20 protein-coding genes are annotated in these 24740 nt (G+C 41.3%); 7 read left to right on the forward strand and 13 right to left on the reverse strand.

The genetic code is table 11. The features are described from left to right. Positions 1 to 357 precede the first annotated feature (357 nt). A complete protein-coding gene (locus OCV73_RS05980; RefSeq protein ID WP_147550338.1) occupies positions 358 to 1482 on the forward strand; it encodes a BamA/TamA family outer membrane protein in 1125 nt (374 codons plus the stop codon). A gap of 9 nt (positions 1483 to 1491) precedes the next feature. Here the strand turns inward: OCV73_RS05980 and OCV73_RS05985 are convergent, their stop codons facing one another. Beyond that, positions 1492 to 1758, reverse strand: a complete 267-nt coding sequence (locus tag OCV73_RS05985; protein WP_262512895.1) for a hypothetical protein — start codon at positions 1756 to 1758, stop codon at positions 1492 to 1494. Between OCV73_RS05985 and OCV73_RS05990 the strand changes: the two genes are divergently transcribed. The 3 genes from OCV73_RS05990 (at position 1640) to OCV73_RS06000 (ending at position 5400) form a co-directional block, all read left to right on the forward strand. Then, on the forward strand, positions 1640 to 3166 hold the full coding sequence (locus OCV73_RS05990) for a lipid A phosphoethanolamine transferase (protein ID WP_262512894.1): 1527 nt from the start codon (positions 1640 to 1642) through the stop codon (positions 3164 to 3166). The two genes, OCV73_RS05985 and OCV73_RS05990, sit on opposite strands and share 119 nt — an antisense overlap. A gap of 103 nt (positions 3167 to 3269) precedes the next feature. Next, a complete protein-coding gene (locus OCV73_RS05995; RefSeq protein WP_147550344.1) occupies positions 3270 to 4025 on the forward strand; it encodes a polyprenol monophosphomannose synthase in 756 nt (251 codons plus the stop codon). Between the two features lie 28 nt (positions 4026 to 4053). Beyond that, positions 4054 to 5400: a dihydroorotase gene (locus OCV73_RS06000; protein ID WP_147550346.1), complete on the forward strand. Its 1347-nt coding sequence runs from the start codon at positions 4054 to 4056 to the stop codon at positions 5398 to 5400. Between the two features lie 194 nt (positions 5401 to 5594). Here the strand turns inward: OCV73_RS06000 and OCV73_RS06005 are convergent, their stop codons facing one another. Together OCV73_RS06005 and OCV73_RS06010 are read right to left on the reverse strand one after the other, a co-directional pair. Further along, positions 5595 to 5798, reverse strand: coding sequence for a PG1828 family lipoprotein (locus tag OCV73_RS06005; protein ID WP_147550348.1), 204 nt, complete (start codon positions 5796 to 5798; stop codon positions 5595 to 5597). A gap of 142 nt (positions 5799 to 5940) precedes the next feature. Continuing rightward, positions 5941 to 7602, reverse strand: a complete 1662-nt coding sequence (locus tag OCV73_RS06010; RefSeq protein WP_147550350.1) for an AMP-binding protein — start codon at positions 7600 to 7602, stop codon at positions 5941 to 5943. 151 nt (positions 7603 to 7753) lie between these two features. Between OCV73_RS06010 and mtaB the strand changes: the two genes are divergently transcribed. From mtaB to OCV73_RS06025, 3 genes are read left to right on the forward strand one after another with little or no spacing between them, the layout of a single operon-like run. Next, the gene (gene mtaB, locus OCV73_RS06015) at positions 7754 to 9076 is read left to right on the forward strand and encodes a tRNA (N(6)-L-threonylcarbamoyladenosine(37)-C(2))-methylthiotransferase MtaB (protein ID WP_147550352.1); all 1323 of its coding nucleotides are present in this window, start codon (positions 7754 to 7756) and stop codon (positions 9074 to 9076) included. Between the two features lie 10 nt (positions 9077 to 9086). Next, positions 9087 to 9998 carry a lysophospholipid acyltransferase family protein gene (locus OCV73_RS06020; RefSeq protein WP_262512888.1) on the forward strand — a complete coding sequence of 304 codons (912 nt, stop codon included), beginning with the start codon at positions 9087 to 9089 and terminating at the stop codon, positions 9996 to 9998. 5 nt (positions 9999 to 10003) lie between these two features. Beyond that, positions 10004 to 10996 carry a glycosyltransferase family 2 protein gene (locus OCV73_RS06025; protein WP_147550521.1) on the forward strand — a complete coding sequence of 331 codons (993 nt, stop codon included), beginning with the start codon at positions 10004 to 10006 and terminating at the stop codon, positions 10994 to 10996. A gap of 4 nt (positions 10997 to 11000) precedes the next feature. Here OCV73_RS06025 and OCV73_RS06030 read toward each other — a convergent pair whose 3' ends face one another. The 10 genes from OCV73_RS06030 to rimP form a co-directional block, all read right to left on the reverse strand. After that, complete coding sequence (locus OCV73_RS06030) at positions 11001 to 12185, reverse strand: hypothetical protein (RefSeq protein ID WP_147550354.1); 1185 nt, start codon at positions 12183 to 12185, stop codon at positions 11001 to 11003. A 149-nt stretch (positions 12186 to 12334) separates the two neighbouring features. Next, positions 12335 to 13552: an aminotransferase class V-fold PLP-dependent enzyme gene (locus OCV73_RS06035; protein ID WP_147550356.1), complete on the reverse strand. Its 1218-nt coding sequence runs from the start codon at positions 13550 to 13552 to the stop codon at positions 12335 to 12337. A 20-nt stretch (positions 13553 to 13572) separates the two neighbouring features. Next, positions 13573 to 14919, reverse strand: a complete 1347-nt coding sequence (gene sufD, locus OCV73_RS06040) for a Fe-S cluster assembly protein SufD (protein ID WP_147550523.1) — start codon at positions 14917 to 14919, stop codon at positions 13573 to 13575. A gap of 10 nt (positions 14920 to 14929) precedes the next feature. Beyond that, positions 14930 to 15685, reverse strand: a complete 756-nt coding sequence (gene sufC / locus OCV73_RS06045) for a Fe-S cluster assembly ATPase SufC (RefSeq protein WP_147550358.1) — start codon at positions 15683 to 15685, stop codon at positions 14930 to 14932. Positions 15686 to 15765: 80 nt separating this feature from the next. After that, positions 15766 to 17634: a hypothetical protein gene (locus OCV73_RS06050; RefSeq protein WP_147550360.1), complete on the reverse strand. Its 1869-nt coding sequence runs from the start codon at positions 17632 to 17634 to the stop codon at positions 15766 to 15768. A gap of 10 nt (positions 17635 to 17644) precedes the next feature. Then, complete coding sequence (gene sufB, locus OCV73_RS06055; RefSeq protein WP_147550362.1) at positions 17645 to 19096, reverse strand: Fe-S cluster assembly protein SufB; 1452 nt, start codon at positions 19094 to 19096, stop codon at positions 17645 to 17647. Next, positions 19093 to 19683 (reverse strand): CvpA family protein, encoded by a 591-nt coding sequence (locus OCV73_RS06060; RefSeq protein WP_147550364.1) that lies wholly within the window; start codon positions 19681 to 19683, stop codon positions 19093 to 19095. Before OCV73_RS06060 ends, sufB begins: the two co-directional genes overlap by 4 nt. A 160-nt stretch (positions 19684 to 19843) precedes the next feature. Beyond that, on the reverse strand, positions 19844 to 22780 hold the full coding sequence (gene infB / locus OCV73_RS06065) for a translation initiation factor IF-2 (protein WP_147550366.1): 2937 nt from the start codon (positions 22778 to 22780) through the stop codon (positions 19844 to 19846). Positions 22781 to 22847: 67 nt separating this feature from the next. Beyond that, positions 22848 to 24101 (reverse strand): transcription termination factor NusA, encoded by a 1254-nt coding sequence (gene nusA / locus OCV73_RS06070; RefSeq protein WP_147550368.1) that lies wholly within the window; start codon positions 24099 to 24101, stop codon positions 22848 to 22850. Position 24102: 1 nt separating this feature from the next. Next, positions 24103 to 24570: a ribosome assembly cofactor RimP gene (gene rimP / locus OCV73_RS06075; protein ID WP_147550370.1), complete on the reverse strand. Its 468-nt coding sequence runs from the start codon at positions 24568 to 24570 to the stop codon at positions 24103 to 24105. Positions 24571 to 24740 lie beyond the last annotated feature (170 nt).

Below are 24740 nucleotides of genomic sequence, written 5' to 3' on the forward strand. Positions count from 1 at the left end.
TAATATAATATACTATCTACACAAAACAATTCAAAAAAGTTTATATCAACTTCATTAAATATAGCTAAAATGAAATTTATTATAATCACATAACATATTAATTATAAATATTTTACAAAACAAAACATGTGTAAAATCATCATATTTTTACATATATTAAGGTCTTACCCGACATGAGTATCTACAACACGCATAAATTGTCATATATTTGTCTCGCGAATGTTACATAACCATTGAGACAATAGGCTTGCATTACGTTAAACTAATTATATGATCAAATTCAACGACAAGATATATAGGATATTTATACTCATTATATTCCTTACGATAAGTATAATAAATGTTTCTGGAAATAATATGCCGGAAAAACAGCGGGCCGATACAATTCCTGTGATTACTCAGGACACGCTCCGCGCAGATTCGGTAAAAAAAATGAATGTATTCCAGAAAGTCATCAATTATTTCGCAAAAGCCAATGATCCGGACCCGAAGAAAAAATTCGATTTTAGTGTAATCGGAGGGCCTCATTACTCGAGCGATACCAAATTAGGATTAGGATTGGTCGCATCTGGATTGTACCGAACCAACCGGACGGACTCCGTCACTCCTATATCGGACGTGTCTCTATACGGAGACATTACGACTACGGGATTTTATCTGATAGGAATAAGAGGCAATAACCTGTTCCCTAAAGACCGGTTCAGACTACTCTATAACTTTTACTTTTTTTCTTTTCCGGGACTATTCTGGGGTATCGGTTACGATGACGGAGCCAACAAAGATAATAAGGGCAGTTTTAAAAGAATACAAAATCAGCTAAAAGTAGATTTCCTGACACGAATAGCACCCAGATTTTACGGAGGAATCTCGGCTAGTTTTGACTACGCTGAAGGAAAAGATTTTGAAAAACCGGAACTCCTCCGTGGAGAAGACAAACACACTATTAATGTCGGGGCCGGAATTACAATGGCTTACGATACGCGCGATTTTATTCCTAACCCCCAAAAAGGCATGTACCTAAAACTGGAACAACGATTCTATCCGGGATTTATGGGAAACAAATACAAATTTAACCGTACCGATCTTATTGCCGATTTCTACAAAAAAGTATGGAAGGGAGGAATACTGGCATTCGATTTTCATGGCCAGCTCAATTACGGAAACGTCCCCTGGACAATGATGGCCATGATGGGAGGTTCGTACCGTATGCGCGGGTATTACGACGGACAATACCGAGATAAGTGTATGCTGGAAACCCAGCTGGAATTACGGCAGCATGTATGGAGAAGAAACAGTCTTGTCGTATGGGTAGGAGCCGGGAATGTCTTTCCCCGGTTCAGCAAATGGGATTGGTCCCATACGCTGCCCAACTACGGAATAGGCTACAGGTGGGAATTTAAAAAACGGGTAAACGTACGTCTCGATTACGGCTTCGGAAAAGGTCAGTCGAGCTTTATTTTCAATATAAATGAGGCATTTTAAAGATATATTTCATTCGGTTTTTACACAACCTGTCATTTTCATCATTTTTGTCCTGGTTATGGTGACACCCAACATATTCCTGAGTGTTACCGAACCGCTGTCTCCTGCTTTCACAGTCGCATATCTGTTACTTCCGCTTTCGGTATACATGATATTATTGTTAACCTGCAAAAAACCGGGAATACCTTTCTGGATATTATTTCCCGTACATTTCATCGGAGCATTCCAGCTGGTATTATTATATCTTTTCGGGAACTCTATCATCGCATCGGACATGTTCATTAACGTATTTACAACCAATAGTAACGAAGCGTCCGAATTACTCGATAACCTGATTCCTGCAATTATCGGTGTTATATTATTATATGTACCGGCATTACTGCTGGCTGTTTATTCTATCCGGGAAAAAGACAAACTCGGCAAACGATTCAGGCAAAGAGCCTTCATCATCTCTCTGATTGTCATGAGCATAGGAACTATATTTTACGGCCGGGCTCATAAACAATCTCCCGCAGAAAATACGATTTGCCATATATATCCGGTAAATGCAGTAAACAATATGAGATTCGCCGTACGCAGCTGGGAAAAAAGTAAAAAATATCCCGTAACATCCCAAAACTTTACTTTTCACGCTGCTTCCCGTCATCCGGCCGATATGCCGGAAATATATGTGTTAGTTATCGGGGAAACCTCAAGAGCCGAAAACTGGGGATTATACGGATATAGCAGAAATACTACGCCACTGCTGGAAAAAACGCCCGGCGTATTGCATTTCGATGATGTCATAACACAAGTGAATGCGACACATAAGAGTGTCCCGTTAATGATGTGTGCGGCCTCGGCCGAAAATTTCGATCTCATCTATTCACAAAAAAGCCTGATCACAGCATTCAACGAGGCCGGATATCAAACGGCTTTCTTATCTAACCAACTATATAACGGTTCGTTCACCGATTTCTTCGCAGATGAAGCTCATCTGAACCGGAATCTTAAAGGAGAACGCCCCAATGAGAATACTCGCGATAAAGAACTATTGCCGGTAGTGGACTCTTTACTGGCCGGTTCACATTCCAAGCAGTTAATAGTATTACACACTTACGGTTCTCATTTCAATTACTGTGAAAGATATGGAAATTCCAGCCGTATCTATATGCCGGACCATGTAACAGGAATTAAAATGAAAAATAAGACCCAAATGGTCAATTCTTACGATAACTCCATACGCGCAACCGATAAATTCCTGACACGGTTGATTATGCGGCTGCAGAAAACGGGAAAACCGGCGGCTCTTATTTATCTGTCGGACCATGGAGAAGACTTACTGGACGACAAACATCAAAAGTTTCTGCACGCGTCTCCTATTCCCTCCTATTACCAACTCCATATACCCTTTATCATGTGGACATCTAAACAATATAAAGAGACGTTTCCCGAAAAAGTAAAAGCTGCCTGTAGCCGGCATCACACCCCATTCAATTCCAGAGTCGTATTTCATACATTGCTGGATATGGCCGGAATAGACACTCCTTATAAAAACGATTCGCTTTCCTTGGTAAACAGCAAATTCGTTACTCGCGAACGTCTATATCTGGGTGAACACAACCTTCCCGTAAAGTTAAGCAAATTAGGATTGAATAAAGAAGACATCGAACAATTCCAAAAGCATAAATTAGCTTTATATTAAGAAAAAGAATGTTATTCATTCACACTATTTTTAAAGAGGCCCGACTATACTTAGGAAAAAAGTATATCTTTGTATCAGGAAACAAATAATTATATACAGTTTCATGGTAGAAAAAGGCTCAGACAGCATTGTAATCATTCCCACATACAACGAAAAAGAAAATGTGGAAAATATAATACGTGCGGTTTTCGGGCTTCCGAAAACGTTTGACATCCTCATCATCGACGACAATTCTCCCGACGGAACAGCCGATATCGTAAAAAAACTGCAAAATGAATTTCCTGGCAATTTGTTCCTCGTGGAACGAAAAGGGAAACAAGGACTGGGGACAGCATACATAGCGGGATTCAAATGGTCTGTCGAAAACAAATATGACTATATCTTTGAAATGGATGCCGATTTCTCCCATAATCCCAAAGATTTATTAAAGCTCTGGATTGCCTGTGCAGAGCAAGGAGCAGATGTTGCCGTGGGTTCGAGATATATAAGCGGAGTAAATGTGGTAAACTGGCCTATGGGAAGAGTTATCATGTCTTATTTTGCCTCAAAATACGTACGTTTTATAACCGGTTTGAAAATAGCCGACACTACCGCCGGATTTGTTTGTTACCATCGTCCTGTCCTGGAAACCATAGAAATCGACAAGATCAGGTTCAAAGGATACGCATTTCAGATAGAAATGAAATTTACCGCATATAAATGCGGATTCAAGATAACAGAAGTTCCTATCATATTCATTAACCGGGTACTGGGAGAAAGCAAAATGAATTCCAGTATTTTCGGAGAAGCCATTTTTGGCGTTATAAAATTGAAAATAGGAAGCTGGTTTAAAAAATACCCCCGAAAAAAAGCAGATTAATATTCCGTCTTTACAAATTATTTTCCTCATGAATAAAACGATTATCAAGAATGCGACCATCATCAACGAGGGAAGTCGTTTCACCGGTCATGTGCTTATCGACGGAGAATATATAAGTTCCGTCATAAACGGAAAATTACCTGAATACATAGAGAAGGAAGCCATGCGTATCATAGATGCAAGAGGAAAATGGCTCATACCGGGAGTTATTGACGATCAGGTACATTTCAGAGAACCGGGACTCACCCACAAGGCCGATCTTGCAACCGAATCCAGAGCTGCTGTGGCCGGTGGTGTAACTTCATTTATGGATATGCCAAATACCCTGCCACAAACGACATCTTTAGACGCACTCAAATGGAAATGGGACAGGGCTGCAGAAACCTCCGTAGCCAATTATTCATTTTACATCGGTGCCACTAACGATAATGCAAATGTATTGAGACAGGCAGATTTCAGTAAAGTTTGCGGAATAAAAATTTTCCTGGGTTCTTCTACCGGAAATATGCTGGTAAATAAAAAAGAAACCTTAAAACGCATTTTCTCCGAAAATCAAGCGCTTATCGCCGTACATTGCGAAAAAGAAGAAATCATTACACGAAACCGGATTTATTATACACAGCGTTTCGGAGAAGAACTTCCGATCTTCTTTCACCCTCTTATCCGCAGTACCGAAGCTTGTTACGCTTCTTCATCCGAAGCTGTAGAACTGGCTGTCAAAACGGGTGCCAGACTTCATTTACTTCATTTATCTACTGGAAAAGAATTATCATTATTGGAAAGCAAACCCTTATCTGAAAAGAAAATTACCGCAGAAGTATGCGTACATCATTTGTGGTTTGACGATAATGATTATGCCGATTATGGCAACCTCATAAAATGGAACCCGGCTATAAAAACATTTGGAGACCGGATTGCCCTTACCGATGGCGTACAAGATAACCGAATCGATATCATTGCAACAGACCACGCCCCCCATTTGCTCTCCGAAAAACAAGGCTCATGCCTTAAAGCCGCATCGGGAGGACCTTTAATTCAGCATTCTTTACAGGTCATGCTGGAAAAACACAAACAAAATATATTTTCTCTGGAAAAAATAGTAGAAAAAATGTGTCATGCCCCAGCTACTCTTTTCAAAATAAGAAAACGAGGATATATACGCCCGGGATATTATGCAGATCTGGTACTTATCAACCCGGATAAAAAATATACTGTAAGCCATGGAAACATATTGTCAAAATGCGGCTGGTCTCCATTCGAAGGGCATACATTCCCTTGTACCATCGAACAGACTTTTGTAAACGGCATAACAGCCTACCAAGACGGCGTTGTAAACGACAAGTGCAAAGGAAAATTACTATATTTCGACAATTAATCTGCATTTAACAATTCGGATTTTGAAATAAGAAAAATTTCTTTTCGCCATAAAAAAAGGAGACAAAGTTTTGTCTCCTTTTTCAATATATATAGTATCCATCCATTACGCAGCATCTCATATTCACAAAAAAAATAGAGCCACCTCATGCCGAGGCAGCTCTATCAACTTTCTTTTTGTTCTGGTTGCTTGGATTATTCAGCTACAACTTCAGTAGCAGCAGCTTCAACAGCAACTGCAGTATCGGCAGCAGTAGAATCAACTACAACCTCAGTTGCTTCTTCTACAACAACAGCTGCAGTATCAGTAGCAGCTTCAGTAGATTCAGCAGTTTTAGAACCGCAAGAAGCGAAAGACATTGCGAAAGCAACAGCAAAGAACAAGACTAACTTTTTCATTTTCTTTAAATTAAAGATAAAACAATAATTTTCTGCTTCAAAAACAGTTCAAAGGTAGACATTATTTTTATATATTGTACACTTCATCCCTCTTTTTTTTCAAAAAAATGTTTTTTTCTCCCAAAAAGAAGGAAAATCCTCACTAATTAGTATATAAATACCGCTTTATACTTCTTTTCGGAGTCTTTTCAAACTCAGTAGGATAAAGTTGGATACGTGATATATTCTCGTATGGTGCCACAGATTTATTCAAATTTTTTCTGACTTCCTCCATAGTAACAGGCAAATCGGCATTACTCAGCCCGTAACTATCCATTGCCTCGTAATCCGGATAAACAAGAGCCACCAGTTTTCCATCCCTTTCTACCACAAGACTTTCGGCTACAAATGGCATATTATTCAGCTTCGCTTCTATTTCCTCGGGGTATATATTCTGACCCGATGCATTCAATATCATGGTCTTATAGCGTCCTTTGATAAATATAGTACCGTCTTTACCCATCGTACCCATATCTCCCGTATGTAACCAGCCATCTGCATCAAGTACAGCTTTTGTCGCCTCTTCATTCTTATAATATCCTGCCATAACATGCTCTCCCCGTACACATATTTCTCCAGGTATGTTTTCCGGATCGGCAGAATCTATTTTTGCCTCCATATATCCGGTCAGGATATGCCCCGAAGAACCCGCCTGAAATTCTCTATGCGGAGTATAACTGATTAAAGGAGCGCATTCGGTCATTCCATAACCCACTGTAAACGGGAATTTGATTTTTCTCAAAAAATCTTCCACCTCCCTGTTCAAAGGAGCTCCCCCTACTATAACTTCTTCAAACCTTCCTCCGAAAGCATCGACCAGTTTTTTCCTTACCTGATTATATATTTGATGATCCAGTATAGGAATGCTCAATGCCAGTTTCATCGCACCTTTGCTCAACATAGGCTGAATCATTTTTTTATATATTTTTTCCAGAATAAGAGGTACACAAATTACAAGATTAGGTTTAACCTCGCTCATCGCCTTCAACAAAATCTTCGGTGAAGGTATTTTTCCTAATAATGTAATATGGGAACCAACGGCCAGAGGAACCAGCAAATCGAAAGCACAGCCATACGCATGAGCCAAGGGAAGAAAAGAAAGGCATTTACTTTCACGATAATGCAGTTTCGAACGAATACCGAAAACAACATTTCCGGCCAGATTATTACCGGTAAGCATCACCCCTTTACTAAAGCCTGTAGTCCCGGATGTATAGTTAATGAGAGAAACCTTGCTGTTTTCTAACTCGGCATATTTTACATCTTTACGGGAAAAACCACTCGGGTATGCAGCCTTGAATCTTCGGGTCATACCGCGTAAACATTTTTCAATCTCTTCACCGTCCCGCTGAGCCAGACAGCCGAAATCGGTCAATGAAATAGCCGCCCTCAGTTGTTTCAGTTTGTCCATTTCTATATTTTCCCATATCTGGTCGCTTGTAAACAGTAACACCGAGTCGGAATGATTAACGATATGTTGTACGTCTCCCGGATTAAACTCCTGCAAAATAGGTACAATGATGGCTCCATAAGTAACGGCAGCAAAAAAAGCGATACACCACCTGGGAGTATTTTTTCCTACCAGAGCGATTTTGTCTCCCCTCCGTATCTTACAATGACGAAAAAGAAGATGCAACCGGGCTATCTCTTTTGCGACTTCCTGATAAGTATATGTTTTTTGTTCATTATAATCGGTCAAGGCCGGGAGCTCCCAGTTTTCTTTAAAACTCCGCTCATATATTTTTATAAAATTTTCTTCTATCATACGTCTGTTTTTTTAGACACCTTATGCAAATATATAATGAATCTTTCTAAAATGCACCTAATTACACATAATGATTGTTTCTCCCACTGCTAAATTCGCATAAAATGAGTAACTTTGAACCGCTTTTTAAGTTTAAAATATCAGGAATATAATGATAGATTCCAGCACTTTTGAAAACAAAACAGCCGCATACTTTACACTGGGATGCAAACTAAACTTCGCAGAGACTTCGACGATAGGACGTATTCTGGAAGAAAACGGAATACGCAAAGTCCGTAACGGAGAAAAGGCGGATATTTGCATCATTAATACATGTTCGGTGACAGAACTGGCAGATAAAAAATGCCGGCAGACCATTCGCAGGATTGCCAGAAAACATCCCGGAGCCTTCATTGTCGTGACCGGATGTTATGCACAATTAAAACCCGATGAGGTGGCCCACATACCCGACGTGGACTTGGTACTGGGAGCTGAACAGAAACTGGATATCATTAAATATCTGGGATCGCTCGATAAAGAAGAAAACGGTCATATTATCACGACACAAAGTAAAGATATACGTCAATTCAGCCCTTCTTGTTCCAAAGGGGACCGGACACGCTACTTTCTAAAAGTGCAGGACGGCTGTGATTATTTCTGCACCTATTGTACCATCCCTCTTGCCAGAGGGCGCAGCCGGAGCGGTACGATAGAACAAATGGTAAAACAAGCCGAAGAAGTAGCCTCGGCAGGAGGAAAAGAAATTGTTATTACAGGTGTCAATATAGGAGACTTCGGCAAAAATACAGGAGAGACTTTTTTTGAGCTTATCCAGGCACTCGACCAGGTAGAAGGCATTGAAAGGTATCGTATATCTTCCATAGAACCGAATCTCCTGACCGACGAGATCATCGAATATGTCGCATCGTCCCGCCGCTTCGCCCCCCACTTCCATATTCCCCTGCAATCAGGAAGCGATGAAGTATTGAAACTGATGCACCGTCGTTACGATACCGCGCTTTTCGCTCATAAAATAGAGAAAATAAAAACAACCATACCTGATGCTTTTATAGGAGTAGATCTGATCGTAGGGGTGCGCGGAGAAACTGAAAAACTTTTCGAAAATGCATACCAATTCGTAAAAGGTCTCGACATATCGCAACTACATGTATTTACATATTCGGAACGGCCTAATACTCTGGCCCTGAAAATAGACCATATCGTGCCTCCTGCCGAACGGCATGAACGTTGCCGGCGTATGCTGGAATTATCGGACGAGAAACTTCGCAGGTTCTACGAATCCCATCAGGGAGAATCACGCCCTGTCTTGTTCGAACAGCCGGCCAAAGGAGCTCCCATGCATGGATTTACAGACAACTATATCCGGGTGGAAATGCCGTTCAAAAAAGATTTTGTAAACACCACTCATTTCGTAAGATTAGGAAGTTTCAATGAAACAGGCGACGCTCTTACCGTTGCTTCGGTAGAATCATAAACAATAACCTATGAACAAAGAGACTCTGCAGGACATCTTTTACTTTCCTCTGTATCTTTATTTCAAGATACACGCCATGCTTCCTCTGCCTGTATTGTATATTCTCGCAGATATTCTTTATCTGCCCTTATTCTATATAGTAAGATACCGGCGAAAACTGGTTTTCCAAAATATGAAAAACTCATTTCCCGAAAAAAACACAAATGAGTTACGCAAAATGGAGAAAGCTTTTTACCGCCATTTTTGTAATTATATCGTAGAAACCATAAAGCTAATGCATATCTCTGATAAAGAGATGCGCCGGAGAATGGTTTTCGAAAATACCGAAGTCGTTGAGGAGTGTTTCAGGCGTAACCAGTCTATCATTATCTTGCTGGGACATTACGGCAACTGGGAATGGGTACCTTCAGTCACGCTGTGGACCGATATGGGACAAGCTACTTTCGCTCAGATATACCGTCCTTTAAAGAACCGATGGTTCGACCGTTTTTTTCTTAAACTTCGTTCCCGGTTCGGCTCGGTAAGCATTCCTAAAGCCGACACATTACGGGAAATACTCAAAATGAGAAACTCCGGAAAACCCTCCATAACCGGATTTATGGCTGACCAGACACCGTCTCCCGCCAATATACACCATTGGGTAAAGTTCCTGAACCAGGAGACTGCCGCCCTGACAGGTTTTGAAAAAATAGCCAGGAAAACAGGATTTTCCGTACTTTTCTTCGATGTGGAAGTTATCAAAAGAGGATATTATAAAACTACCATACGTGTCATAGAATCCGATCCAAAGTCCGTTCCCGAATATACCATTACCGACAGGTACATGAATCTCATGGAAAAATGTATCCTGAGAAAACCGGAATACTGGCTGTGGACGCACAAACGATGGAAATATCATCATCAAGATTTCCCCAATACCTGATAACTATGAAACCTATAGCCGTTATCATCCTTAACTGGAACGGAGAAAAACTGCTCCGGGAATTTTTACCTTCCGTTTGCCGCTACACGCCGGAGAACATAGCAGATATCATAGTAGCGGATAATGGCTCTACCGATGCATCCGTTCCGTTGCTCAAAGAGAAATTTCCCCGGGTTAGGTTGCTCGAACTGGGAAAAAACTACGGATTTGCCGAAGGATATAACAGAGCTATCGGCTCATTAGATTATCCCTACGTCGTTTTACTGAATTCCGATGTGGAAGTCTCTGAAAACTGGTTGCCTCCACTTTATGAATACTGTGAAACGCATACGGATGTAGCCGCTTGCCAACCTAAAATAAGATCCTACTGGAATAAGGAATATTTCGAATATGCAGGTGCATCGGGAGGATACCTGGATAAATACGGTTTCCCTTTTTGCCGGGGACGCATATTCAACACGATTGAAAAAGATAACGGCCAATATGATAATAATACGGATATATTCTGGGCTACGGGAGCTTGTCTTTTTATCCGCACCGAAATATATAAAAAAGCCGGAGGACTGGATAAAGAGTTTTTCGCCCATATGGAAGAGATAGATCTTTGCTGGAGAGTCCTTTTATTGGGAAAACGCATTGCGGTCGTTCCGCAAAGCATAGTATATCACCTGGGAGGAGCCACACTATCTGCGTCAAACCCGCGAAAAACCTATCTCAATTTCCGAAATAATTTATTGATGTTATATAAGAACCTTCCCCGTAAAGAAGGGAAAAAGATTTTATTCTTTCGCAGATTATATGACACGGCCGCACTATTCAAATTCCTGCTCTCCGGAAAAACAAGAGACGCAAAAGCGATATGGGATGCACATAACGATTTCAGGAAAATGAGCAAGCGATATGTTCATCAGCCACAAAAGAATTTGCTGAACTCTTTTCCCGAGGGAAAAAGAAATCTTACATGGAATTATTTCCTGAAAGGCAAGAAAACATTTTAACCTGTTACCGGCCTATCGGCTGTATATCCCGGCGAACCGCTTTCGAAATCTCGAACATGACATAAGAAGGTTCCCGGGCTTCCAGTTTATCTTTCACCTTTTCATATTGCCCGGCTGCATATTCCCGGGATTTATCGAACGTAATACGGGATATCTCGTTTTGCGATTTCTGATTCAGAGTAGAATCAAGCTGTTCTTCGGGAAAATAATCATCTAAATTAACATCTCCTATAAGCGTCAGTTCGAGAAATTCTTTTTTTGTATGAGCCTTGTCCAGATAATATCCTATGAACATATGGGACGGTGTGCGTACCAGAATAGGGTCTATATTTATCGCTTTCAACAGCGAGGCGAACAAACAACAACCGTCCACACAATTGATCTGGGCAGATTCTATAGCATCTCCGACCGGACGTACTCTTTGGGCAAAAACTTTATTGGAAGCCAAACTGTTGGCCGATATGGAACTGTATTTAAAATCCCTTTTCTGCAGAACGTTCCACAAAGCGTACACTTGATTCTGCACAGCATTCGGGCGCTGGGATTGATATCCCGAAAATCGGTTCACAATACGTGTATTTAAAGCTTCGCGTAATATTTTATCGATCTGCGGATTTTCTTCATTTACGTACGCAGCAAACATAATACTTGTTTCCTTGAACTTCCCGTTCCTGTCATTATACCCTATGATACAGTCGTTAATGCTTCTCATCATCATGGTATGCACCTCTTGTTGCAACTCTTTCCCATCCAACGATACACCCACGGTAACACTGACGGGAATAGGCTGTACGTTATTTTTCAGTTCTTCAAAATTCCAGGCCATATTGGGGTATAAAAGATAAGATTTCTTTGCCTGAGGAAGAAAAAACTCTGTTTCGGTACGGGAAAAGAACGGTGTCGCTTCAACCGTAACTTTCACACGGCTATTAGAATGTTTAGGAGTAATACGTATCCCGATATACGATTTAGGATTTCCAAGATAAAGTGTATCGCTCGGCTGAATCAACAATGTATCGTTATTCGCGAGCGAGAGGATAAGAGAAGGAAAAAAATTTCCGTCCAGATCATCGGCAACCTCATAGCTGCCTACAAAAATATCATTACGGAAAATATAAAATACGGGACCACCCACAAGAATCAACAACAATACGACAAATCCTATCCACTTTCCTAACCTGCTTTTCATTTCAGCTATTTTTATCTATCACAAATATACATGATTTTTTTCCGAATGCTATCTAACAGCAAGCAAAGATTTTATATTTGATTATTGTTAAAAACAAAGTATCCCATCTGCATTGAAGACGGGATACTTTATTTCCAAAAAACTCTATTTTACTTAAACATCTTCACCACTTTTTCCACCGCAGTGATAAAAGCGTCGGCTTCCGCCTGGGTATTATAAACAGCAAACGAAGCCCGTACCGTACCTTCGATACCTAAAGATGTCATCAAAGGCTGCGCACAATGATGTCCGGTACGGACAGCTATTCCCAGCTTATCCAGCAACATCCCCATATCGTAATGGTGAATTCCGTCTACCAGAAAAGATATGACGGAGCTTTTCTCAGGAGCCGTGCCGAAAATACGCATCCCTTCTATTTTCATTAATCGTTCTGTCGTATATTTCATCAGACCGGCTTCATGAGAAGCGATGTTCTCAAGCCCTATACGATCGACATAATCCAGAGCTGAAGCGAACGCCGTAGTACCCACATAATCCGGAGTGCCGGCCTCAAACTTAAAAGGGAGGTTTCCGAACGTAGTCTTTTCAAAATCCACATGAGCGATCATTTCGCCTCCACCCTGATACGGAGGCATCTCATTCAGCCATTTCTCCTTACCGTACAATACTCCTATTCCGGTAGGGCCATATACTTTATGAGCAGACAGCACATAAAAGTCGGCATCCAGATCTTGCACGTCTATCCGGAGATGAGGTGCGGCCTGAGCTCCGTCAATAAGAACAGGAACACCTTTTTCATGGGCATACCTGATCATTTCTTTTACCGGATTCACCGTACCCAGTACATTAGAAACATGAGACAAACTGACAAACCGCGTACGCTCATTAAATAATGACCGATAAACTTCCTGATCGAGTACCCCATGCTCATCTATCGGAACCACACGCAAACCGATTTTTTTATCACTTTGCAGCAATTGCCAGGGTACTATATTAGCATGATGCTCCATGACGGTAAGAATAATCTCATCTCCGTCACTCAAGTATTTCTTCCCGAAAGAAGACGCTACCAGATTTATCGATTCAGTCGTTCCACGAGTAAAAATCACCTCTTCGCTCTTAGGAGCGTTGATAAACTTACGTACTCTTTCACGGGCACTCTCATGAGCATCGGTAGCTTCCTGGCTTAACGTATGCACTCCCCGGTGAACATTGGCATTAATACGACAATACGTATCCGAGATTCTTTCAAAGACACAAGACGGAGTCTGGGATGTTGCGGCATTATCCAGATAAACCAGCGGTTTCCCACATATTTCCCGGGAAAGGATAGGAAAATCGGCACGTATTTTTTCTATATCGAACATAAATACATTTCTTTAAAATTTTACTGGCAGATACTACAGCCCGAGCATTTAGCCAGCTCTCCGCGAAAACGTTTTTCCACCAGCTGACGCAAACGATCTTTTAATGCTTCCAAACGAATATTCTCTATTACGTCGTTGGTAAAAGCAAACATAAGAAGCAGCCGGGCCTCTGCTTCGCTTATACCGCGCGTACGCATATAGAACAAAGCATTCTGATCCAACTGGCCTATCGTTGCCCCGTGACTGCATTTTACATCATCGGCATAAATTTCCAGTTGGGGCTTGGTGTACATATGTGCGTCCGACGATGCACACAAGTTCTTATTGCTCTGATAAGCCTCCGTTTTCTGTGCGTCGGGACGGACCAGGATACGACCGCTGAATGAACCTTGAGATTTGTCATTCAGCACATATTTGAAAAGTTCGTTACTATGACAGTTGGGAACAGCATGATCGATAAAAGTAAAGTTATCTACCGATTCTCTTTGGTCGGCAATTGCCATACCGTACAAGTTAGCTTCCGAATGTTCTCCGGCAAAAGTGATACGGTAATTATTACGGGTTATACCATTATGCAACGTTATCCCGTTCATTAACGTATTCGAACCGGCCTCCTGTTTCATAAAAGCAGAGGCGATACGGGTCGTATTAAGAGAAGATTCTTCCATATCGTAGTAATCGAACACGGCATCCTCTCCCACATATATTTCCGTTACCTGCGAAACCAGAAAACGTATTTCGGGATTTTCGGTATGGTCGCACACCAGAAGCTTCGCCTGAGCCCCTTTCTCTATAACGATGAGCAAACGTCTGTTCACCATAAAATCCACACCGGCACGTAATATATTTACTAACTGTATGGCTTTATCTATAACCACACCTTCCGGAACATAAAAGAAAAAGCCATCTTGAGCCAACGCGGTATTCAGGGCAACCGTTCCATCTGTATTTACGTCCGCTAACTTTCCATAGTATCGCTCCACCAGTTCAGGATGAGTAAGGGCTATCTTCTTAAGACTTCCTATAATCACGCCATCAGGCAATAATCCGTCAGGTATCCGCTTTTCATAGAAAACATCATTTACTAAAAAATACAACTGTGTACTCAGATTCGGGACATCACAACGAAAAACCTCATAAGGATTGACCGGAACGTCAACCCGGCCGATATTCAAACCGTAATCCGGTTCGTAAGCCTTTTCTATATCAGTACGTTTATAATCTTCTTCATCAGTCGTAGGAAAACCCGACAATTCCAGTGCGGCCATCGCCTCATCCCGCCGGGCATTGAGTACAGGAGCCGAATGGGAATCTATCAGACTCCTGTTCTCCTTGAATAAGTCTATATATTGTTTTACTGCGCTCATAGGTTCCTTATTATAATTCTCCCAACTCTTTCTTAATCCAGTCATAGCCTTTTTCTTCGAGTTCCAAAGCAAGTGCCGGACCACCCGATTTCACAATTCGTCCTTTATAAAGTACATGTACGAAATCCGGGGATATATAATCCAACAATCGTTGATAATGAGTAATTACAATAGTAGCATTTTTTTTACTTTTTAATTTATTTACACCTCCGGCTACAATCCTCAGTGCATCGATATCCAATCCGCTGTCTGTTTCGTCCAGTATTGAAAGACGGGGTTCAAGCATCGCCATCTGGAATATCTCGTTCCGTTTTTTCTCTCCTCCTGAGAAACCTTCATTCACCGAACGGCTGGCCAGTTTATTATCCAATTCTACAATAGCACGTTTCTCACGCATCATTTTGAGAAAATCGGTAGCGGAGATAGGGCTTTCTCCCAAATATTTACGCTTCTCGTTAATAGCGGCACGCATAAAGTTTACCATGCTCACTCCGGGAATTTCCACCGGGTACTGGAAACTGAGAAATATTCCTTCATGCGCCCTGTCTTCCGGCGAAAGTGACAGTAAATCTTTTCCGTAAAACTCCACCGAACCATCGGTCACCTCAAATGCAGGGTTACCGGTAAGCACGGATGATAATGTACTTTTACCCGATCCATTAGGGCCCATAATAGCATGAATCTCACCCGGTTTTACTTCCAGGTTTATTCCTTTCAATATTTCTTTACCGTTAATACCGGCATGAAGGTTTTTAATCTTAAGCATTATATTTCGTTTTTATCTTCAGTTCTATATAAATTATATAACAAATCTTTCCGCCAATATTTCAATCGGGATCAAAATTATTACAACTTAACACGCTGTGCCCCGATAATATATATACCCGGCGGAAGATCAAAATGATTTTCCCCACCGGCTACAGACAATAAACATACTAACTTGCCCTGTATATCATAAACGGCACACCGGCCAGGTTTTGAAGAGACAATAACCAATTTACCGTTCGATCCATATATGCGCTCATAAGTTGTTGTCATTTTCAAAACCGATGCCGGTTTATCAGTTAAAACCGGATATCCGTCATTTTCATCTGCCCTATATTCCCACAGATTTGCATCTGTCAGAACCTTTGCATAATCATTCAGTATCTCTGCCAGATTATAATTATTTCCTTTCATTTGTTCAGACGTTAAAGGGGTTCCCTTTTCGTTCAGGTTCTTTCCGCTAATTTGTATATCTTCGGCATAATAGCTTAAAAAACAATTAGATGTTCCTCCCGTAATACCACCGGAATAAGATTGGAAAGGAGACTTCGCAGTTACATTTCCGGTATTATAACTATTACCTACCGAACCTGAATAAACGTTACCGGCAATTCCGCCGGCATTTATTGTCACGTCACATTCTAAAAGTCCGGTTTCGGCCGAAACAGATCCTCTGTTATAACAATTCATTACAGTATTTTCCATCGCTCCGGCTATACCCCCAATATCTGCAGTAGCCCAGTCCGAACGGTTTTCATCTTCCGAATCGTTCACTACGATATTACCAAGATTCCAACAATTAAGTATCCTGTTCCCCGAAAAACCGGCTATACCTCCTATGGACACTCCCATCATAAAGGTTGGCTTGCATATTATTTCCCCACAATTCCGGCACATCGAAACATACGATAATCCATCGGTAGACCAATAATACGTTCCCACAATCCCGCCTACGTTCATTTCATAAACAGATGTAGCCGATATTCTACCACTATTGGTGCAATTATTAAAATTGCCTTCACCATACGAACAAATTCCTCCGACCGTTACAAAATCTCCGGAAGCCGTAATATCACCCCAATTGATACAATCCGTTATCGTACCTCTGTCATCACCAAAAATACCTCCGGCATAAGCTCCGGAGGAAGGACTTATGGCTGTAATATTACCAAAATTGGTACAAGAAATAATCTCTGTATCATCTATGGTTCCAGCTATTCCTCCACAAACCACCGGTAAATTATCAGCATAATTATTATCGTAAATTTCGACTTTTATATTTCCTTTATTAATGCAATTCTCAATTTTTCCCGAACCATCTCCGATTATCCCGCCGGCAATATACGAGATGCTTTCGGCCGTAGCATACTCTGCTGTTTTTTCTATTGTTATCTCCGCTTCGTTTACACAATTAATATAAGAACCATCCAGGCAACTACCGGAAAAACTCCCGACTCTAATACCCTTTTCCGACAAATACTTATCGGATATAATCGTTATACGTGACGTAGCGTCAATCGTCAGGTTTTGTATAATTCCATGTCCTACAAGACCGAATAAACCGACATAAATAATTCTATCTGCGATATTCTTAGACGCAATATGAATTTTCAGTCCTTTAATAATATGCCCGTTTCCTTCAAATATACCTGAAAATCGTGCTAAAGAAACATTTCCTGCCGACATTCCCGTAGGCATCCAGTAATGTTGCGACAAATCGATATCTGCATCCAGAACGACCTTCTGATCTTCGAATGTATACCCGTTATTTATAACACTGGCTAACGCAGCCAATTCTTCTGCATTCTTAATATGAAATTCTTTTGATGGGTATTGGGAACCGAACCACTCGGCAGAGTAATTCCCTTCATCGGTCCACAAACCATTTTGCGCATATACGATTACAGCACAAAAAACACAAAAAATAAGCGAGAATATTTTCTTTTTCATAATTATGGTTTTAGCCGACCGAACCTTCCAACGATATCTGTAATAATTTCTGTGCTTCCACAGCAAATTCCATCGGTAGTTTATTCATTACTTCCTTAGCATATCCGTTTACAATCAGTCCTATGGCATCTTCGGTAGAAATACCCCGCTGATTGCAATAAAATATCTGGTCTTCATTGATCTTCGAAGTAGTAGCTTCATGCTCGATAACGGCTGAATCGTTATTTATATCCATATACGGGAACGTATGAGCTCCGCAATGCGAACTCAGCAATAAACTGTCGCACTGTGTGAAATTACGGGCATTATCGGCACGTGAAGTAACTTTCACCAGTCCACGGTAACTATTCTGGCTGTGTCCTGCCGAAATACCCTTAGAAACAATAGTGCTACGGGTATTCTTTCCCAAATGTATCATTTTTGTTCCTGTATCGGCCTGCTGATAATTATTGGTCACAGCAACCGAATAGAACTCTCCCGTAGAATTATCTCCCGCCAGTATGCAACTGGGATACTTCCAGGTAATGGCCGAACCGGTTTCCACTTGCGTCCATGAAACCTTGGAATCATCGCCTTTACACATAGCTCGTTTTGTAACAAAATTATATATGCCTCCGTTACCATCCTTGTCCCCCGGATACCAGTTTTGCACGGTAGAATACTTCACTTCCGCACGGTCATGAACCATGATTTCGACAATAGCGGCATGTAACTGGTTCTCATCTCTCATGGGAGCCGTACAACCTTCCAGATAGCTTACATAGCTATCGTCATCGGCGACAATGAGAGTTCTCTCAAACTGACCGGTATTCGCAGCATTTATACGGAAATAGGTAGAAAGTTCCATAGGGCAACGCACTCCCTTAGGTATATAAACAAAGGAACCGTCACTGAATACTGCTGAATTTAAAGCAGCAAAAAAATTGTCCCGGTAAGAAACGACCGATCCCAAATAACGTTTTACCAAATCGGGATAATCTTTCACAGCCTCGCTGAAAGAACAAAAAATAACACCCAGTTCTGCCAGCTTTTCCCGGAAAGTAGTCTTGACGGAAACACTGTCCATCACAGCATCTACGGCTATTCCGCTTAAAGCCATTTGCTCTTCCAGAGATATACCCAGCTTATTGAACGTCTTTCTTAATTCGGGATCCACTTCATCCAGGCTTTTAGGACCCTCTTTTTTCTTCGGAGCCGCATAATAGCTGATAGCCTGGTAATCTATCTCGGGAATGTGGAGATGAGCCCAATGCGGCATTGACAAAGTTTTCCAGTGCTCATATGCCTTTAAACGAAAATCAAGCAACCATTCCGGTTCCTCTTTCTTGGCAGAAATAAGACGAATCACATCCTCACATAACCCACGGGGTATAACTTCGGTCTCAATGTCGGTAACAAAACCATATTTATAATCACCAGAGGTGACATCATCTAAAATCTCATTCGAATTATCTTGTTTCATTTCATATCATTTTTTAAGTTTTCGTGCACTTCCATAAGCACAGAAAATAAACAAAAACGATTAATATTTAGTTTGTTCGGTTGCTCTGTTTGACACTCCTCGTTCATATTGTCCCGGGCAAATGAAAACAGAGCCGGAGCCATATTGAAAACAGGTTTATAATATTGCGACTCCGTACAGATCTCTTTTCTCAGTAAGTGAGAACGGGGATCGACCAAAGCCAACAGATTTAAAACCAGACTAAGCACAAATAAATAACGGACTACACCGAACACCACTCCTCCAATCCTGTCCATCCATCCCAACTGAATTTTATGAGTAACTTTACGCACCAGACCGATAATAAAATTGCAAGCCAGATACACCAGTAAGAAGACAATGAAATAGGCCAGAACTTTACAGGCGTAAGAAGGTAGCGAAACGATATGACCGAGAAAATCCATTGCATTTTGTCCGAAAAGACGCGCACATACTATTCCTAAGAGGAAACCGCCTAAAGCTCCTGCCTGTCGGAGGATCCCTTTGATATACCCTTGTATACAGGCAATGACAACAATCGTTAGAATAGCAATATCTATGTAATTCATTCCACAATAACTATAGGATATTATCGGTAGCGGACAATAACCGCAATATCGTACAAAAATACGTTTTTTATTCCAATTTCATATATAAATCTCAGTTGTTTACACAACAAAAAAGGTGCCTTTGTACAAGACACCTTTTTCTATTTTCTCCATAAAGCTTTTATAAAGTTTTTTTCACTTCAATTTCTTCATAAGCTTCTACCAGGTCACCAACCTTAATATCATTATAATTGGTTATATTAAGACCGCATTCATAGCCGGTAGCCACCTCTTTCACATCGTCCTTAAAACGCTTCAAAGAGCCCAGGTCGCCACTATAAATGACTATACCGTCCCGGATAAGACGTATCTTGCTGCTACGTCTCAGTTTTCCTTCTTTCACGGCGCAACCGGCAACCGTACCGACCTTGCTGATGTGGTAGGTCTCGCGAACTTCGGCCGTACCGGTAATTTCTTCCTTAATATCCGGAGATAACATACCTTCCATAGCAGCTTTTACTTCTTCTATTGCATCATAAATAATAGAATAGAGACGTATATCCACACCTTCTTTTTCTGCCAAACGGCGCGCAGCCATAGAAGGACGAACCTGGAATCCCACAATGATAGCATTGGATGCAGCTGCAAGTGTGATATCCGATTCGGAAATCTGCCCTACGGCCTTATGCAATACATTTATCTGTATTTCATCTGTCGATAATTTGATAAGAGAATCTCCTAAAGCTTCTACAGAACCATCCACGTCACCTTTTACGATAATATTAAGTTCCTGGAAATTACCTATAGCGATACGACGGCCTATATCATCCAGTGTAAGCAGCTTGTGGGTACGTAAGCCTAACTCACGTTGTAACTGTTCACGTTTATTGGCGATCTCACGGGCTTCCTGTTCCGTATCCAGAACATGGAAAATATCTCCGGCCTGAGGAGCGCCATTAAGACCGAGAATCTGTACAGGAGCAGACGGGCCTGCTTCATCAATACGCACATTCCGTTCATTGAACATAGCTTTAACACGTCCGTGATTGGTTCCCGCCAGTACAATATCACCCATTTTCAATGTACCGTTATGTACTAGTACCGTAGCCACGTAGCCACGGCCTTTATCCAATGTCGATTCAATAATGGAACCCGTCGCTTTACGGTCGGGATTTGCTTTCAGGTCTAATAACTCGGCTTCCAGCAAAACTTTTTCCATTAGTTCGTGAACACCCTGACCTTTCTTTGCCGATATCTCCTGAGACTGGTACTTACCGCCCCAATCTTCGACCAGATAATTCATAGCTGCCAGTTCCTCTTTTATTTTTTCAGGATTGGCATTCGGCTTATCAATCTTATTTATAGCAAACACAATAGGCACACCGGCTGCAGACGCATGATTAATAGCCTCCACGGTCTGAGGCATTACATTGTCATCGGCCGCTACGATTATAATAGCTATATCGGTCACTTTAGCACCACGGGCACGCATTGCCGTAAACGCCTCGTGACCGGGAGTATCGAGGAATGTGATGCGACGGCCGTCTTCGAGTTTTACATTATACGCACCTATATGCTGGGTAATTCCACCCGCTTCACCGGCAATTACATTAGCATTACGTATATAATCGAGCAACGAAGTTTTTCCATGATCGACATGTCCCATCACGGTTACGATAGGCGGACGATGTGTAAGATCTTCTTCCCTATCCTCTTCCTCGCTTATGGCCTCTACAACTTCAGCACTCACATATTCGGTCTTAAAGCCGAATTCTTCTGCAACTATATTAATTGTTTCTGCATCTAATCTCTGGTTGATGGAAACCATCATACCGATACTCATACAGGTGGAAATTACGTTATTGACCGGTACATTCATCATTACGGCCAAATCATTTGCCGTAACAAATTCGGTCAGTTTAAGCGTATGGCTTTCAGCCATTTCCTGCTCAGCCATTTCTCTTTCACGGTTAGAGAATGCCTCACGTTTTTCTTTCCTCCATTTGGCGCTTTTCTTTTGACCTTTCGTCGTCAGTCTCGCCAAAGTTTCCTTTATCTGTTTCTGAACATCTTCATCACTTATCTCGGCTTTGATAACCGGACGTTTAAGGCGGGATTTATTATTACCGCCGCCGTTATTCCTGTTATTACCGTTATTTACGCCATTATTATTCCTGTTATTGCCGACATTATTAGGACGAGGCTGATTCTTTTGATCGGAAACGCTTTTTTCTATATCGACCTTTTCTTTGTTTATACGTTTACGTTTACGACGTTCACCCTCCGATTGACCAGAAGCATCTCCGGCAACTACAGGCTTTTTCAGATCGGAACGTTGTTTCTCCTTCGCCTCCCGTTCTTTACGTTTTTCTTCTTTGGTTTTCTTCTTCGGACGTGTTTGCTGATTAAGAGCGTCCAGGTCGATTTTACCTACCACATTAATATTGGTAGACAATGTAGGACGATTTATCATAAACACCTCTTCGCTGTTATCTTTTATCTCCGAAGCAGCAGCCGATTTTTCTTTTACTTCTTCCACTTTCTTTATTACCGGTTTTTGATATACGGTCTTTGAAACTTCCGCCCCAGGGGTTTCAACAACTTTCGGAGTTTCTTCCGCCGCTTCTTTTTCTTTCCCGACAGGTTCCACCTTAGAAACAGGTTCAGCCTCGACTGTCTTAGGAACTTCCGCTTCAGGCGTTTCGGGAGCAGGCTCTTGTACGGTCTTTTCCTCTTTTACAGGAGCAGGAGCCGCTTGCGGCTTATTTAATTTATCCAAGTCAATCTGCCCTACGATCTTAGGTTTACGTTCCGAAGGCAACTCCATTTTAATCTCATCAGGTTCCGATATGACAGTATTGTCAGCAGGCACATGACCTTCGGCAGGTTGTGTAGCTCTGTTCTTTTCTTTGCTGTGACGTTCCAGGCTGATATTATCAGACTCCTGTTTCAGGTTTTTATCTTTGCTAAATTCTTTCACGAGCAAAGCATACTGCTCATCTGTGATTTTCGTATTAGGATTAGGTTCCACGGAAAATCCTTTCTTTTGCAGAAACTCGACTGCCGTCTGAATCCCTACGTTTAAATCTCTTGCTACTTTATTTAACCTTATTGACATACTTTGTTTTTATCGTTTTACATTGATGAAGAATAATTTCCGGGAGAAATCAGATAGAATATAATCTTTATTCTTCAAATTCAGCTTTCAAAATATTAATCAGTTCATCGACCGTATCCTCTTCCAAATCAGCTTTTTCGATAAGCTCTTCACGAGGCATAGCCAGTACGCTCTTCGCTGTCGCGCAGCCTATACCTTTTAAAGCTTCGATCACCCAAGCATCAATTTCATCTTTGAATTCATCCAGATAGATATCCTCTTCTTCCGATTCGTCCAAATCACGGTATACGTCGATGTTATAGCCGGTAAGCATACAAGCCAGTTTTATATTCAGCCCTCCTTTACCTATAGCCAGAGAAACTTCCTCCGGTTTCAGGAACACCTCTGCCTTCTTCTCTTCTTCATTCAAACGAATGGAAGATACTTTGGCAGGACTCAAAGCACGCTGTATAAAAAGAGAGACATTACTGGTATAATTAATTACGTCGATATTTTCGTTACGCAACTCCCGTACTATGCCATGAATGCGGGAACCTTTCACTCCCACACAGGCTCCTACCGGATCTATACGGTCGTCATAAGACTCCACCGCAACCTTGGCACGTTCTCCCGGAATACGTGCAATGGCTCGAATGAGAATTAAACCGTCATGGATCTCAGGAACTTCAAGTTCAAATAAACGGCGGAGAAAATCATTGGATGTACGCGAAACTATTATCTTGGGATTATTATTTTTGTTATCCACATTTAACACTACCGCACGGGCAGTTTCTCCTTTGCGATAAAAATCCGAAGGTATCTGCTCGGTTTTCGGCAGCAACAACTCATTGCCCTCATCGTCTATGAGAAGCATTTCTTTCTTCCATATCTGATATACCTCGGCACTTACCAACTCGCCGATTCTTTCTTTATACTTGTTATAGATCGCATCCTTTTGCAAATCAAGTATTTTAGAAGCCAAAGTCTGACGGAGATTTAAAATAGCCCTACGTCCGAATTTTTCAAAGAAAACCTCATCGGTCACTTCCTCGCCCACCTGATAATCACTATCGATTTTCTGAGCCTCGGACAAAGAAATCTGCAGGTTGCTGTCGGTCACCTGGCCATCTTCCACTACCTCGCGATTTCGCCATATTTCGAAATCCCCCTTTTCAGGATTAACGATTACGTCGAAATTCTCATCGGTACCAAACATTTTCGATAAGACGTTACGGAACGACTCTTCCAGCACGCTGATCATTGTCTTTATATCGATGTTCTTGAGTTCTTTGAATTCCGAGAACGTATCAACCATGCTGATTGTTTCCTCTTTCTTAGCCATATTATTTAAATCTGATTAGATATTTTGTATATTTTACTTCACTATATTCAAACGAAAGGTCTTCCTGAACTTCCACCTTACGCTTACTCGTTTCGGTTTTAATTTTTTTAGTAACAGTCACTACGAAATGGTTCTCTCCGGCCTCTTTGAGAATACCGTTCAACTTTACACCCGCCTTAGTTAACACTTCAACCTCGTTACCTATATTCTTCCGGTATTGTGCCACTACTTTAAACGGAGATGTAATCCCTGCCGATCCCACTTCCAATTCATAATCTTCGACATCCCTGTCCAGTTTCGACTCGATATAACGGTGTAATGCCACGCAACGGTCAATGTCCACACCTTCTTCGTTGTCAATCTCCACAACGATAGTATTACCAGGCTTCACGACTACATCCACTAAAAAGCAGTCGGTTCCTCCCAGTCCTTCTTCTACCAATTGTTTTACTGTTCCTTGCTCTATCATTTATTGATTCAATATTCCGAAAAAAAACGAGGGGACAACTTGCCCCCTCCTACTTCTCCTATTCATGTGCAAATATACAATAATATTATGGAGTTTACAAGTATCGCTGTCTTATTTAGTAAAAGCAAGGGCTTTTAATATATTATTTTACGTTATTTTTTATTTTATTA

It is taken from the genome of Barnesiella propionica, from assembly GCF_025567045.1.
In the GTDB taxonomy this organism is placed as follows: domain Bacteria; phylum Bacteroidota; class Bacteroidia; order Bacteroidales; family Barnesiellaceae; genus Barnesiella_B; species Barnesiella_B propionica.